We start from the raw sequence: 14675 nt of genomic DNA, 5'->3' as shown, positions 1-14675 counted from the left end.
CTTTGGTTTTTACAAATTAGAACAGCTTTTTTTTTAGAAAATCGTTCTCCAGTGTTAATTCTCCGATTCGAGCATAAAGCTTCTCCGAGGGAATTTCGTTACTCTTCTCTTTTGGCTTTTCGACACTAAAAACTGCCGAAATATTCTTTATGGCTTCAGATTTCCACATCGAAATTTGATTGGGTAAAAGCTCATATTTCTTGGCTAAAACCTCAATGGTGTTTTTTTCTTTCAAGGCTTCTAAAACAACTTTTGCCTTAAATTCTTTACTAAATACTCTTCTGCTTCTTGACATAATTTTGCTAATTTAGGTTAATTTTCCCTATCTTAAATTATGTGAAAATCTTGTCTGATTTTTGGGGAGCAGCATAGTACTGAAAACATATACTGTAGGCAAGGGAATAAATAATATTAATGCCTCTGATTTAAGTAAAGGAGTTTATCTTTTAAAATTAATTAATGAGAAAGGTTCAATTACTCAAAAATTAATTATTGAATAGTAAATTTTTTCAATTTTTTCATAATGCCTCACCAACTAAAAATCGTGAGGCATTTTTTTTGTAAATTTTGCCACAATCTCTTTAATTCCTCAACAACCCAGCACTTGTTTTACCAATCAACTGCACCGAATCTTTTGAAACGTTACACAATTTTGCAGTTTGTTCCCAATTGGAAACGGCTTGTTTTACTTCGTCAAGAACTAGTTTTGGCTTTTTTATTCCAAAAGTTTTCGCCAATTCCAATAAATGAGCTTCGGTAGGGTTTTTATATTCTCCTGCAATACTGGTGCATTTTCAAAGTTAGGTATAGTGTATTTTCAAAGTTGGTTATTTATTTCATTGCTAATCAATATGCAATAAGGGTGTTTTTGAATATCGTTTATATTCATTATAGCTATTATATTAGCTAAAAAGGCACTTTTACAAGTTTTATAGATAAAATAATAGCTACTTATTTTAAATAAAATAATTAACAATCCAAATTTTAGATAGCCAATTCCAATAAATAGGCTTCGGTTCGGTTTTTATATTCTCTTGAAATACTTGTGCATTTTAAAAATTACTAACTGTGCATTTTCAAAATACTATATAGTGCATTTTCAAAGTCGGGTATAGTGTATTTTAAAAATTGTTATATATTTAATTGATAATCAATACATAAGGTGGCTATTTTTAAATATTGTATTTAAGCATAATAGATATTATATTGTAAATCAATTCTAAATTAGAAGTCAATTTAAAATTCTAATTAGTTCCAAACTTCTAATAGTATACATTTTTAAACTTCAAACTTATAAACTATCTTTGCCCTTTAATTTGAGATTATTTCCAATCTCACAATGACATAAAAATGAATAAATTATTGATTGTTGGAACTGTTGCTTTCGACGCAATTGAAACTCCTTTTGGAAAAACAGATAAAATTTTGGGTGGTGCAGGAACGTATATTGGACTTTCGGCGTCTCACTTCAAGCTTCAATCGGCTATTGTTTCTGTAGTGGGAGATGATTTTCCACAAGAATATTTAGACTTATTAACCGATAGAAATATAGATATTTCAGGACTTGAAATCGTAAAAGGCGGAAAAACATTCTTCTGGAGTGGCCGTTACCATAACGATTTGAATTCAAGAGATACGCTTGATACACAATTGAATGTATTGGCTGATTTTCAACCAAAAGTACCTGAAAATTTTAAAAATGCCGATGTTGTAATGCTTGGAAACTTGCATCCAATGGTTCAAAGCAGTGTTTTGGATCAAATGGAAGTACAACCTAAATTAATAGTTTTAGATACGATGAATTTCTGGATGGATTGTGCATTGGAAGATTTATTGAATGTAATAAAAAGAGTTGATGTAATTACAATTAATGATGAAGAAGCTCGTCAATTGTCTGGGGAATATTCATTAGTGAAAGCGGCTGCCAAAATCCACACGATGGGTCCAAAATATGTAGTTATTAAAAAAGGTGAACACGGAGCACTTTTATTTCACAATAAAGAGGTTTTCTTTGCGCCAGCATTGCCATTAGAAGAAGTTTTTGATCCAACAGGAGCAGGAGATACTTTTGCAGGTGGGTTTGCAGGATACATTACACAAAGCGAAAACGTATCTTTTGAGAATATGAAAAACGCTATTATTTACGGTTCTAATCTTGCTTCTTTTTGTGTCGAGAAATTTGGAACAGAAAGAATGGTTGAGCTTAAAAGGGATGAGGTAATTGACAGATTGCAACAATTCAAATCATTAACACAATTTGATATAGAAATATAATAAATTTATGCCTCGAAATTTCGGGGCTTTTTTAATTTACAAAACAGTACGGACAAGTCGCGACTTGTCCCTAACAACACAACAACCACTACAATGAGCGATGCACTACAACACGAATGTGGAATAGCCTATTTAAGACTTTTAAAACCGCTTGAATTTTACAAAGAGAAATACGGAACCGCTTTTTATGGCATCCAAAAAATGTATCTCTTAATGGAAAAACAGCACAATCGAGGTCAAGATGGCGCTGGTTTTGCAAGTATAAAATTAGACATGGAACCTGGCGAAAGATACATTAGTCGCGTGCGTTCTAATGACTCGCAAGCCATTCAAGATGTGTTTTCTCAAATCAATGAAAGAGTCAACGAAGAAATGGCGTCACACCCAGAATATGCTGATAATGTTGCGCTGCAAAAAAAACATATTCCTTATATCGGTGAAGTTTTTTTAGGTCACGTTCGGTATGGTACTTTTGGGAAAAATAGTATCGAAAGTGTTCACCCATTTTTACGACAAAACAATTGGATGCACCGAAATTTAATTATTGCGGGAAATTTCAATATGACCAACGTAAAAGAGCTTTTTAGCAGCTTAATTGAATTGGGGCAACACCCAAAAGAAATGGCAGATACCGTTACGGTAATGGAAAAAATCGGACATTTTCTTGATGATGAGGTAACAGATTTATACCAGGAATGTAAAAATAATGGCTTGTCAAAAAGAGAGGCTTCACCAGTAATAGCTGAAAAATTAGAAATCGCAAAAATTCTTCGTCGCGCCTCTAAAGGTTGGGACGGAGGGTACGCAATGGCTGGGCTTTTAGGGCACGGTGATGCCTTTGTATTTAGAGATCCAGCAGGAATTCGTCCCGCTTATTTTTACCAAGACGATGAAATTGTTGTGGTGGCTTCGGAACGACCGGTTATCCAAACGGTTTTCAATGTCGATTTTGATAAAGTGCAGGAATTGCAACCAGGAAACGCTCTAATTATCAAAAAAAATGGAAAGGTAACTGAAGAAGAAATCATAACGCCAACCGTAAAAAAAGCCTGTTCTTTTGAACGTATTTACTTTTCAAGAGGAAGTGATGCCGAAATCTACCAAGAACGTAAAAATCTTGGAAAATTAATTTTGCCAGCGGTTTTAAAAGCCATCGATAATGATACCGACAACACCGTTTTTTCTTATATTCCAAACACTGCCGAAACTTCATTTTACGGAATTGTTGAAGCAGCACAAGATTTTTTGAACCAAAGGAAAAATAATTTCATCCTTCAAAATAGAGATTCTTTAACGAAAGATTCTTTGCAAAAATTACTTTCTGTAAAAATCAGAACCGAAAAAGTAGCTATAAAAGATGCTAAACTACGTACTTTTATTACCGAAGACAGCAGCCGAAATGATTTGGTTGCCCATATTTACGATGTTACCTATGGCGTTATAAAACCTACGGACAACCTTGTAATTATTGACGATAGTATTGTTCGGGGAACTACATTAAAAATGAGCATCATCAAAATGATGGATCGTTTGAAACCAAAAAGTATCATAGTTGTTTCATCGGCACCACAAATTCGGTATCCAGATTGTTACGGAATTGATATGGCAAAACTGGAGGGATTAGTGGCGTTTCAAGCGGCATTAGAATTACTAAAAGAACGGAATTTATATTATATCGTTGAGTCCGTTTATTTGAAATGCAAAGCGCAAGAAAACATGAAAGACAGCGAAGTTGTGAACTTCGTAACAGAAATTTACGCACCTTTTCAACCGCAAGAAGTTTCAGATAAAATTGCTGAAATGCTCACAGATGTTTCTGTAAAAGCTGAGGTAAAAATCATATTCCAAACTGTAGAAAATTTGCATATAGCGTGTCCAAAAAATCTTGGCGATTGGTACTTCACAGGAGATTATCCAACACCTGGTGGGAACCGAGTAGCAAATCGCGCTTTTATGAATTTCTACGAAGGGAAAGATGCGAGAGCCTATTAATTTTTAAAGTCATCAATAAAAAAATGCAATTTAGATTTTTAAAATCCAAATTGCATTTTTTTGTTTTCTCCTCGAATTCCCCCTTTGGGGGTTAGAGGCCTATTTCTCTAAAGCGTATCTTCTAGAAACTTCAACCCAATTAATCAAGCTAAAAAACGATTCAATATAATCTGGTCTTCTGTTTTGATAATGCAAATAATAAGCGTGTTCCCAAACATCCATTCCTAAAATTGGAGTTCCACCACAACCAACGCCTGGCATCAAAGTATTGTCTTGATTTGGAGTGCCACAAACGTCTAGTTTTCCGCCTTTATGAACACAAAGCCAAGCCCAACCTGAACCAAATTGTGTAATTCCAGCCTTGCTAAATTTTGCTTTAAACTCTTCAAAAGTTCCAAAAGCACTTTCAATAGCCGCTAATAAATCGCCCGTTGGAAGCCCACCGCCATTTGGCGACATCACTGTCCAAAATAAATTGTGATTGTAAAAACCCCCGCCGTTATTACGAACTGAAGCGTTTTTCATATCTAGGTTTATCAAGATATTCTCAATCGTTTTCCCTTCCATATCCGTTCCAGCAACCGCTACATTCAGATTGGTTGTGTACGCATTATGATGTTTCGAGTGGTGAATTTCCATCGTGCGAGCATCAATATGTGGTTCCAAAGCGTCATACGCATAAGGTAATTGTGGTAATTCAAATGCCATACTATAGTAGTTTATGATTTATAAATATTTTATTCAAAATTAATCAATTAACTTTGAAAATGGAAATTCTATTTCGTTATATTTCCATCAAATAAATCTATAGTGGTTTTTTAGGAGCTATTTCCTGCTGTCTTTCCTATCCACGCTAAAAAGCGTGGGATTTTCCCTTCCATCAGGGCTAGGGTTTTCAGTAAATAGAACATTTATATTTTATAATTTCGTTTTCTCAAATCAGAAAAAAACATTAAAAAGCAACAAAAAATGACATTTAACATCCAGCCAAATAATTTAAAATCAGAATTAATCTTTTTAAGACCATTGCAAGAAAATGATTTTGATAAACTATTCGAAATCGCTTCCGATCCATTATTATGGGAGCAACATCCCAATAAATTTAGATATAAAAAAGAAGAATTTACGACTTACTTCAAAGGAGCAATCCTTTCTAAAGGGGCATTTATTGTTATAGATTCCACAACAAACGAAACCGTTGGATGCAGCCGCTATTATGATTATAACGATGAAGAAAACACAATTTTGATAGGATATACTTTCATCGCAAGAAAATATTGGGGAAAAGGATATAATGAATCTCTCAAAAAATTAATGCTGAATTATATTTTTCAATATGTTTCAAGTGTGTATTTTCATGTTGGAAATCAAAATTTTCGTTCTCAAAAAGCCATCGAAAAATTTGGCGCTCAAAAAATAGGAGAACAAGAAGTGGAATACTATGGAGAAACTCCAAAAATGAATTACATTTATAAAATTAATAAAATCTAAATGCAAAGACCATCATTCTCTATATACGACGCATCGGCAGGTTCAGGAAAAACATACGCCTTGGTCAAAGAATACCTAAAAATTATTTTGGTCGCCAAGAAAAATGATGCCTATAGAAACATCCTCGCCATAACGTTTACCAACAAAGCGGTTCACGAAATGAAAAGCCGAATTGTAGGCAGTTTATCCGAATTTGCTAAAGACAATCCCAACCCAAAAGCCGCCGATTTAATGCTCGATTTGTCTCGAGACATCCAACTTTCTGTTGCGGAAATCCAAACCAAATCCAAGCAAATCATAAAGCATATTATTCATAATTACGCCGCTTTTGATATTTCTACAATCGATAAATTCACCCATAAAGTGATTCGTGCTTTTGCCCACGATTTAAATCTACCAATGACTTTTGAAGTTACATTGGACACAGAAAACCTATTAACAGAAGCTGTTGACGCCATAATTGCGCAAGCTGGCGAAGACGATATTCTAACGAATTTGCTCGTTGATTTTACAATGCAAAAAACCGACGATGATAAAAGTTGGGACATTTCACGTGAAATTTTAGAAACGGGACGTTTGCTTCTAAATGAAAATAATCGGGAAGAAGTAACTCATTTTCAAGACAAATCCATCACAGAATTTGTAGAAATAAAAAGCAAAGTTGCTGAAGCTTGTAAAGTTTTGGAAAAAGAAAATGCAACATTTGCCGAAAGTGCTTTGTTGTTAATCGAGAAAAAGGGAATTGATTTGAAATCCTTTTCAAGAGCAACTTTTCCGAATCATCTTCAAAGTATAGCGGATGGAAAATTCAATCCTAAAAATAAAATGTTTCGTGAATTTGAGGATATTTCCATCAATAAAACTGCAAAAGATGGGGCAATAATCGAAAATATAATTCCAGAATTATTGCAAATTCTAGATATGATTTACAAGAAATTTGAAAAGCGAGATTTTTACAATGCCTTTCTAAAAAACATAACGCCACTTTCATTATTAAATACGGTTAGCAACGAATTGGCAAAAATTCAGAAAGAACAAAACGTGCTTTCCATCGCCGAATTTAACGCTATTATTTACCGTGAAATCCAAAACCAACCCGCACCCTTTATTTATGAACGTTTGGGCGAGCGCTACCGACATTTTTTCATTGATGAATTTCAAGATACATCCGAAATGCAATGGCAGAATTTAATTCCGCTAATTGACAACGCAACATCAAGCGAATTTGAAGGCGAAAAAGGTACTTTGATGATTGTTGGCGATCCAAAACAATCCATTTACAGATGGCGCGGCGGAAAAGCAGAGCAATTTATTGAGTTGAGCAAAACCCACAATCCCTTTAATAATCCGGATAAGAAATTGTTCCATTTAGATAAAAATTACAGAAGTTATTCCGAAGTAATTGATTTTAATAATAAACTTTTTTACTTTTTATCTTCAGAATTTACCAATTTAGATTACCAAGATTTATACGAAAATCACAGTCATCAGAAAGAAAACAGCAAGTCGGGCGGTTATGTAAATATTTCATTTATTCCAAAACCCGAAAAATCGGAAGACGATGAAGATGCTTTGGATAAAAATGAATTGTATTTATTGGCAACATTAAACACGATTGAAAAAGTAAAAAAACAAGGATTCAACTACCAAGAAATCGTAATTCTAACCCGAAAAAGAAGTCAGGGAATTGCCATTGCTAATTATTTAACCGAGCAAAACATTCCGCTTTTATCTTCAGAAACCTTAATGATTCAGAACTCTTCGGACGTTCAAATGATTATCAATGTTTTAAAATATTTAAAGAATAGCGCCGATATTGAAGCCAAATCGTATTTCTTGCTTTATATCGCAAATCACGTTCAAAATGAACTTCCAGTTCACGATTTTATTGCGCAAGGAAAAGAAAAAACACAGGAAGAAGAATTTGAAAAATGGCTTACAGAATTTGATATTTCCCTTTCGTTTCAAGACATTAGAAAAAAATCTTTGTATGAAGCCGTAGAAATTATAGTGAGTAAATTCCTATCCCCAACCTTTTCCAAAGGAAAGGGAGACATTGTGGAAAATCGTACGGAAGATAAAGGTCAGAAATTTGGATATATGACAGGCGGAAATTATTCACATTTATCGCTTGAAAAGGCACAAGAAATGCGAAAAATCCCAACAGATGCTGAAAAGATATTATGGTCAGAGTTAAAATCGAAATCTTTAGAATATAAATTCAGACACCAGCATTTAATAAGTAATTTCATAGTTGATTTTGTCTGTTTATCGAAAAAATTAATAGTCGAAGTGGATGGAGAATATCATTTCACCGAAGAACAAATTCAATTAGACACCGAACGAACACGTATTTTAAATGAATTGGGATTTAAAGTAATTCGCTTTAAAAATGAAGAAGTTACTGGAACTATCTCAACCGTTTTAGAAAAAATTAAATCTGAATTACTGTCACAAAAAAGCATTTTCATCGACAACGATTTGGTTTCGTCTCCCTCCCCTTCGGGGAGGGTTGGGGAGTGGAATGCCTACGTTCAATACTTCATCGACATCGTTTTAGAACGCGATGTTCGAAACCAAGCTGGAATCGCCGATTTTTTGAATTATTGGGAGAAAAACGGAGAGAAATTTAGTATTCCATCGCCTGAAGGCAAAAACGCAGTTCGAATAATGACCATTCATAAATCGAAAGGATTGGAATTTCCAGTAGTAATTATGCCTTTTGCTGATGAAGATTATGTGCGGAAACCCAAAGATAAATTGTGGCTTGATGCCGAAAAAGAAACCTTCGGATTGCCAAAAGTTTTGATAGATAATAGTAGCGCTGTAGAAAATTATGGCGAAGATGCAGCATTGGTTTACAACCAAAAAAAGCAAGAAGAATTATTGGATAATATCAATGTTTTGTATGTGGCATTAACGCGTGCGGAGGAACAATTATATGTCATTTCTCAATTTTTAGAACCTAATAAAGAAGGAGAATATCCATATAATACCGCTTCTTTTTTTATTAAATATTTGATTGGAATTGGAGTTTATGAACCAAGTATAATGGAATATGAATTTGGAAATTCGGAGAAATTATCAGAGAAAATCATCGAGAAAAATGAAATTAAAACCATTCCGTTAATTAGTGAAATTCTAAATCCAAAAAGCATTAAAATTGCACAACGCGAAGCTTTAATGTGGGGAACAAATCAGCAAGAAGCCATTGAATATGGAAATGTAATTCACGAAATTTTGTCTTTTATAAAAACTAAATCCGACGTGGATTTGGCAATTCTAAAAGCTTTGGAAAATGGATTAATTACATTCAATCAAAAAGAGGCAGTTTATAAAAGCATTCAAGAAATTGTAAATCATTCGGAGTTAGAAAACTATTTTGCCGAAGGAAATGAAATCTTAAACGAGCAAACGATAATTCAAAAAAAAGGAAAAACAATCAAACCCGACCGAATGGTTTTGGCAAAAAACAACGAGGTTTTTTTATTGGATTATAAAACAGGAAATCACAATCCTAAATACCAAATGCAATTAGAAAATTATCAAAATGCAATTGAAAAAATGGATTTCAAAGTAACAAAAAAAGCGCTTATATATATAGGAGAAGAAATTAAGGTTGTAAATTTGTAAAAATTCTCAAAAACTAAAACTAAAATAATGTACGGAAAAATGCAACAATTCCTTCAATCGGAGCTTCAAACTATTGAAGACAACGGAATATTTAAAAAAGAAAGAATTATAACATCACCACAAGGAGCTGAAATTACCGTTAATGGAGAAACGGTTTTAAACTTTTGTTCAAATAATTATTTAGGACTTTCCTCTCATCCAGAAGTTATTCAGGCAGCAAAAGACGCATTGGATTCACACGGTTTTGGAATGTCATCAGTTCGTTTTATCTGTGGAACTCAAGATATTCATAAAACATTAGAAAGAAAAATTTCTGAATTTTATGGAACAGAAGACACCATTTTATATGCTGCTGCATTTGATGCAAATGGTGGGGTTTTCGAGCCTTTATTAGGAGAACAAGATTGTATTATTTCGGATAGTTTGAATCATGCGTCAATAATTGACGGAGTTCGTTTGTGTAAAGCCGCCCGATATCGCTATGAAAATAGCAATATGGAAGATTTGGAACAACAATTAATAAAAGCAACAGAAGCGGGATCACGTTTCAAACTGATTGTTACAGATGGCGTTTTTTCAATGGACGGCTTAGTTGCACCTACGGATAAAATTTGTGATTTGGCTGATAAATACGACGCTTTGGTTATGGTTGACGAATGTCACGCAGCAGGTTTTATTGGCGCTACAGGCAAAGGAACCCCAGAAGCGAAAGGGGTAATGGGACGCGTTGACATAATCACGGGAACATTAGGAAAGGCTTTGGGCGGTGCAATGGGCGGCTATACAACAGCCAAAAAAGAAATTATTGAAATATTAAGACAGCGTTCTCGTCCTTATTTATTTTCAAATTCATTGGCGCCAGCAATTGTAGGGGCATCGATAAAAGTTTTTGAACTATTAGAAAAAGACACTTCCCTGAGAGATATTTTAGAAGAAAATACCAATTATTTCAAAGCCGGTATGAAAAAAGCGGGGTTTGATATCATTGATGGGGATTCGGCCATTGTTCCCGTGATGCTTTATGATGCAAAATTGGCTCAAAACATGGCAAATGAATTGCTTAAAAAGGGAATTTACGTCATTGGATTCTTTTTCCCTGTTGTTCCAAAGGACAAAGCGAGAATTAGAGTGCAATTGTCATCGGCACATACAAAAGTACATTTAGATAGAGCAATAGTAGCTTTTACTGAAGTTGGCAAAGAATTAAAGGTGATTTAGTAGCAGAAATAATCAGATTTTAATCAGATTTTTATTAATTCCTTTTGTAGTTAAATAATTACACATTACTTTTGTCCAAATTAACATTATAATTTAACAAAAAAAAAGTATGAAACATCTTAACAAATTAGTAGTTGTTATATGTCTTTTAGTAGGCTTAGGATCTCAAGCTCAAGACAGTAACAATCCTTGGTCATTATCATTTGGTGCAAATGCAGTTGACACAAGAGTTAGTGCAGCTTCAAGCATTAAAGATCAATTTTCTCAATATTTTAATATGAAAGACAACTGGAACTCGCTTCCATCTATCTCTTATTTGAATGTATCAAAGTACGTTGGAGATAATTTTTCCTTTGGAGTTTCTGGTTCAGTAAACAAAATCTCTAAATTTGTAAATCCTAGAGTAGGATTAGGGCCTTACACAGTTACAAATCCTGGCGATTTATCATATTATGCTTTTGATGCGGATATCAAATATAGCCTTATGAGCTTATTGGCGTCTAAAGTAATTGAACCATCAGTTCATATTGGTGGAGGTTACACTTTCATTGGTGAAGAAAGTTCAGGTAATTTAAATGGTGGTTTGGGATTAACATTTTGGTTGGGTGATCAATTTGGTATTTCTTTACAATCAACATATAAACATACATTTGAAAGTTCAAGAATATCTGGACAAGACGTTCCTTCTCATATGCAACACTTTGCGGGACTTATTTTCAAATTTGGAGGAAAAGATACTGATGGAGATGGAGTATATGATAGAGAAGATGCATGTCCTGATGTTTTCGGTTTGAAACAATACAAAGGATGTCCAGATACTGATGGAGACGGAATAGTTGACGCAAGTGATGCTTGTCCAGATGCTGCAGGTACTGTAGCAATGAATGGTTGTCCTGATACTGATGGAGATGGAGTTGCCGATAAAGACGATGCTTGTCCTGAAGTTGCCGGATTAAAAGCTTTAAAAGGATGCCCAGATTCAGATGGCGACGGAATTTCAGACGCTGCTGATAAATGTCCAACAGTAAAAGGACCTAAAGAAAATGCGGGTTGTCCTTGGCCGGATACTGATGGAGATTCAGTTTTAGACAAAGATGACAAATGTCCAACGGTAAAAGGAACTGTTGCTAATAATGGTTGTCCAGAAGTTACAATTGAAGCAACAAATGCTTTGGACGGATATGCTAAAACTATTTTATTCAACACAGGAAAATCCTCTTTCCAAAAACAAACATTTCCAGTTTTGGTATCTATCACTACAATTGTGAAAGAAAATCCTTTAGCTAAATTTAGCATTACGGGTCATACTGATACTACTGGAAAAGCAGATTTTAATTTGAATTTATCAAAAGAAAGAGCTGAAGCTGTTAAATCTTATTTAGTTACCAATGGTGTCGCTAAAGAAAGATTAACTTCTGATGGTCTTGGAGATACTCAGCCAGTAGAAAGTAATAAAATTTCTTCAGGTAGAGCAAACAACAGAAGAGTTGAAGTTAAATATGTAAAATAATTCCATATAACTAGACTTAATGTAATCTTAAAGAATATTAGATTATATCAGATAAATATGAAACAGCATCAAAAATATTTTGATGCTGTTTTGGTTTTTATAGGTTTTCATTATGATTTTGTTTTGCCGTAAAATTTGTTTTTGGTTAACTAGCTAGGCATATAAATATACGTTTTTATTAAGATTAACTCTGGTTCTTAAATTATTTAGCAAGTTTGGAACCGAGCAATTCCGAGTCTTTTGGGTTTCAAACAAAGAATTAGAATAAATAGAATAGTTATAAAACAGCATTATTTGAATATTACATTCAAATTAACACTTTGTTTTAAAAAAGGAGTTTATATTTACAAAAACTTAAACAACTTATATATGAAAAACTTCCTAATTATTGCAGTATTTATTTTTTCAACTTTTGGATTTGGACAAGAAAAAGAAAAAGTTTCTATTTTTAATAGAAAACATGAAATTAAGATTGGTGCAATACATCTTCTTGGTGCTTCAATATTTGAAGGTACTTATGAATACATTTATTCTAAAGATTTCACTTATGGAACCTCATTATTGGTGAGTTTTGATAATAAAAATTATTATGATGAGGAATTCTCAGTAACCCCATTTGCAAGATTTTATTTTCAAGAAACCAAAGAATATGGCGCTCAAGGGTTTTTTGTTGAGGGATTTGGTAAATATGTTTCAGGTAGATACAGTCCAACATTTTCTTCCAATACGCCAAAATCGTATTCCACAGCCGCTTTAGGAATTTGTCTTGGTAAAAAATGGACCAATTCTAGTGGGTTTGTGTTTGAAATTCTTGGTGGAGCAGGAAGAACAATTGGCGGGGGCTACCAGCCAGATGTAATTTTTAGAGGAGATTTGCTTATTGGCTACCGATTTTAAAACCTTTTTAATAAAAGTGTAAAGGCTTCTCAATCGAGAAGCCTTTACACTTTTATAACCGATTAAACAAATAACCGAATACACTTTTTCTCTACATTTTCATCAACCAGTTTTTCATTGAAACTTCATTTTCGATAATAGATTTTAAATCAGATATTTTTACGCGGTCTTGTTTCATCGTGTCTCTATGACGAATCGTAACCGTTTGGTCTTCTATAGTTTGATGATCAACGGTAATGCAAAAAGGAGTTCCCAACGCATCTTGTCTTCTGTAACGTCTTCCAACAGCGTCTTTTTCGTCATACGCAACATTGAAATCCCATTTCAAATCATCAATAATTTGATGTGCAATTTCTGGTAATCCATCTTTTTTCACTAATGGAAAAACCGCTGCTTTTGTAGGGGCTAATACCGATGGTAATTGTAAAACTGTCCGAATCGAACCGTCTTCCAAGGTTTCTTCTTTCAAAGAATTCGAGAAAACCGCTAAGAACATTCTGTCTAATCCCACAGAAGTTTCCACAACATACGGTGTATAATTCGTATTGGTTTCGGTATCAAAATAGTGTAATTTCTTTCCAGAAAATTTTTCGTGTGCTTTCAAATCGAAATCCGTTCGAGAGTGAATTCCCTCCAATTCTTTGAATCCAAAAGGGAAATTAAACTCGATATCGGCAGCAGCATTGGCATAATGAGCTAATTTTTCGTGGTCGTGAAAACGATAATTTTCCTTTCCCAAACCCAATGATAAATGCCAATTCAAACGAGCTGTTTTCCAATGTTCGTACCATTTCATTTCTTCACCTGGTTTTACAAAAAACTGCATTTCCATTTGTTCAAACTCCCGCATACGGAAAATAAATTGTCTTGCAACAATTTCATTTCTAAAGGCCTTTCCAGTTTGTGCAATCCCAAAAGGGATTTTCATTCTTCCTGATTTTTGAACGTTCAAGAAATTCACAAAAATTCCTTGGGCGGTTTCAGGACGCAAATACAAGTCCATTGCGGTATCTGCCGAAGCCCCTAATTTCGTCCCAAACATCAAGTTAAACTGACGTACTTCGGTCCAATTTCTTGAACCCGATTCAGGACATGCAATTTCTAATTCCTCGATTATGGCTTTCACATCTTCAAGGTTTTCATCGCCTAAATATTTTGCCATTCTTGCCAAAATTTCGTTTTTCTTAGCCAAATATTCAACCACGCGTGCATTTGTAGCAACAAATTCTTCACGGTTAAAGGCTTCGCCAAAACGAACACTTGCTTTTTCTATTTCTTTTTCGGCTTTTTGATTGAGCTTTTCAGCATAATCTTCAATCAAAACGTCGGCTCTGTATCTTCTTTTCGAATCTTTATTGTCAATTAATGGGTCGTTAAAGGCATCTACGTGGCCGGAAGCTTTCCAAGTTGTGGGATGCATCAAAATTGCGGCGTCGAGTCCCACAATATTTTCGTTCATTTGCACCATCGATTTCCACCAGTATTCTCTGATGTTTTTCTTTAATTCTACTCCGTTTTGTGCATAATCATAAACTGCACTCAAACCATCGTATATTTCGCTAGACGGAAAAATATATCCGTATTCTTTTGCGTGCGAAACTACATTCTTAAATAAATCTTCTTGTTTTGCCATAATGATGCAAAAATATAAAAAGTGAAA

At 34.1% G+C, this 14675-nt stretch carries 12 protein-coding genes; 8 read left to right on the top strand and 4 right to left on the bottom strand.

The window, feature by feature from the left end:
• Positions 1-16: 16 nt before the first annotated feature.
• The gene (locus AC9UEH_RS05050) at positions 17-295 is read right to left on the bottom strand and encodes a transposase (RefSeq protein ID WP_509529137.1); all 279 of its coding nucleotides are present in this window, start codon (positions 293-295) and stop codon (positions 17-19) included.
• A 61-nt stretch (positions 296-356) separates the two neighbouring features.
• Between AC9UEH_RS05050 and AC9UEH_RS05045 the strand changes: the two genes are divergently transcribed.
• Positions 357-500 carry a T9SS type A sorting domain-containing protein gene (locus tag AC9UEH_RS05045; RefSeq protein WP_509529135.1) on the top strand — a complete coding sequence of 48 codons (144 nt, stop codon included), beginning with the start codon at positions 357-359 and terminating at the stop codon, positions 498-500.
• A gap of 81 nt (positions 501-581) precedes the next feature.
• On the opposite strand, the gene AC9UEH_RS05040 is transcribed toward AC9UEH_RS05045, so the two are convergent.
• Entirely contained in the window at positions 582-737 is a 156-nt protein-coding gene (locus tag AC9UEH_RS05040; RefSeq protein ID WP_509529133.1) for a hypothetical protein, read from the bottom strand.
• A 613-nt stretch (positions 738-1350) separates the two neighbouring features.
• Here AC9UEH_RS05040 and AC9UEH_RS05035 point away from each other — a divergent pair.
• Together AC9UEH_RS05035 and AC9UEH_RS05030 are read left to right on the top strand one after the other, a co-directional pair.
• Positions 1351-2274, top strand: a complete 924-nt coding sequence (locus AC9UEH_RS05035) for a PfkB family carbohydrate kinase (protein WP_509529131.1) — start codon at positions 1351-1353, stop codon at positions 2272-2274.
• Between the two features lie 93 nt (positions 2275-2367).
• Positions 2368-4266 (top strand): amidophosphoribosyltransferase, encoded by a 1899-nt coding sequence (locus tag AC9UEH_RS05030; protein ID WP_509529129.1) that lies wholly within the window; start codon positions 2368-2370, stop codon positions 4264-4266.
• 99 nt (positions 4267-4365) lie between these two features.
• On the opposite strand, the gene AC9UEH_RS05025 is transcribed toward AC9UEH_RS05030, so the two are convergent.
• Positions 4366-4974 (bottom strand): superoxide dismutase, encoded by a 609-nt coding sequence (locus tag AC9UEH_RS05025; protein WP_509529127.1) that lies wholly within the window; start codon positions 4972-4974, stop codon positions 4366-4368.
• Between the two features lie 261 nt (positions 4975-5235).
• Between AC9UEH_RS05025 and AC9UEH_RS05020 the strand changes: the two genes are divergently transcribed.
• From AC9UEH_RS05020 to AC9UEH_RS05000, 5 genes are all read left to right on the top strand, one after another.
• Complete coding sequence (locus AC9UEH_RS05020) at positions 5236-5757, top strand: GNAT family N-acetyltransferase (protein WP_509529125.1); 522 nt, start codon at positions 5236-5238, stop codon at positions 5755-5757.
• Positions 5758-9390: a UvrD-helicase domain-containing protein gene (locus tag AC9UEH_RS05015; protein ID WP_509529123.1), complete on the top strand. Its 3633-nt coding sequence runs from the start codon at positions 5758-5760 to the stop codon at positions 9388-9390.
• A gap of 27 nt (positions 9391-9417) precedes the next feature.
• Positions 9418-10608, top strand: a complete 1191-nt coding sequence (kbl, locus tag AC9UEH_RS05010; protein ID WP_509529121.1) for a glycine C-acetyltransferase — start codon at positions 9418-9420, stop codon at positions 10606-10608.
• Between the two features lie 109 nt (positions 10609-10717).
• Positions 10718-12118 carry an OmpA family protein gene (locus tag AC9UEH_RS05005; RefSeq protein WP_509529119.1) on the top strand — a complete coding sequence of 467 codons (1401 nt, stop codon included), beginning with the start codon at positions 10718-10720 and terminating at the stop codon, positions 12116-12118.
• Between the two features lie 369 nt (positions 12119-12487).
• A complete protein-coding gene (locus AC9UEH_RS05000; protein WP_509529117.1) occupies positions 12488-13015 on the top strand; it encodes a hypothetical protein in 528 nt (175 codons plus the stop codon).
• A gap of 91 nt (positions 13016-13106) precedes the next feature.
• Here the strand turns inward: AC9UEH_RS05000 and AC9UEH_RS04995 are convergent, their stop codons facing one another.
• Positions 13107-14648 carry a glycine--tRNA ligase gene (locus tag AC9UEH_RS04995; protein ID WP_509529114.1) on the bottom strand — a complete coding sequence of 514 codons (1542 nt, stop codon included), beginning with the start codon at positions 14646-14648 and terminating at the stop codon, positions 13107-13109.
• Positions 14649-14675 lie beyond the last annotated feature (27 nt).

The organism is Flavobacterium sp., from assembly GCF_040402835.1.
Classification (GTDB): domain Bacteria; phylum Bacteroidota; class Bacteroidia; order Flavobacteriales; family Flavobacteriaceae; genus Flavobacterium.
The sequence above is the reverse complement of the archived record's forward strand: the minus strand, read 5'-3'. Positions and strand labels throughout refer to the sequence as shown.

Excerpts from the sequence above, each read along its gene's own strand:
- AC9UEH_RS05025 (WP_509529127.1), bottom strand. The coding sequence starts at position 4,974 with ATGGCATTTGAATTACCACAATTACCTTATGCGTATGACGCTTTGGAA.
- AC9UEH_RS04995 (WP_509529114.1), bottom strand. The coding sequence starts at position 14,648 with ATGGCAAAACAAGAAGATTTATTTAAGAATGTAGTTTCGCACGCAAAA.
- AC9UEH_RS05005 (WP_509529119.1), top strand. The coding sequence starts at position 10,718 with ATGAAACATCTTAACAAATTAGTAGTTGTTATATGTCTTTTAGTAGGC.
- AC9UEH_RS05050 (WP_509529137.1), bottom strand. The coding sequence starts at position 295 with ATGTCAAGAAGCAGAAGAGTATTTAGTAAAGAATTTAAGGCAAAAGTT.
- AC9UEH_RS05000 (WP_509529117.1), top strand. The coding sequence starts at position 12,488 with ATGAAAAACTTCCTAATTATTGCAGTATTTATTTTTTCAACTTTTGGA.
- AC9UEH_RS05035 (WP_509529131.1), top strand. The coding sequence starts at position 1,351 with ATGAATAAATTATTGATTGTTGGAACTGTTGCTTTCGACGCAATTGAA.
- AC9UEH_RS05020 (WP_509529125.1), top strand. The coding sequence starts at position 5,236 with ATGACATTTAACATCCAGCCAAATAATTTAAAATCAGAATTAATCTTT.
- kbl (WP_509529121.1), top strand. The coding sequence starts at position 9,418 with ATGTACGGAAAAATGCAACAATTCCTTCAATCGGAGCTTCAAACTATT.
- AC9UEH_RS05030 (WP_509529129.1), top strand. The coding sequence starts at position 2,368 with ATGAGCGATGCACTACAACACGAATGTGGAATAGCCTATTTAAGACTT.
- AC9UEH_RS05015 (WP_509529123.1), top strand. The coding sequence starts at position 5,758 with ATGCAAAGACCATCATTCTCTATATACGACGCATCGGCAGGTTCAGGA.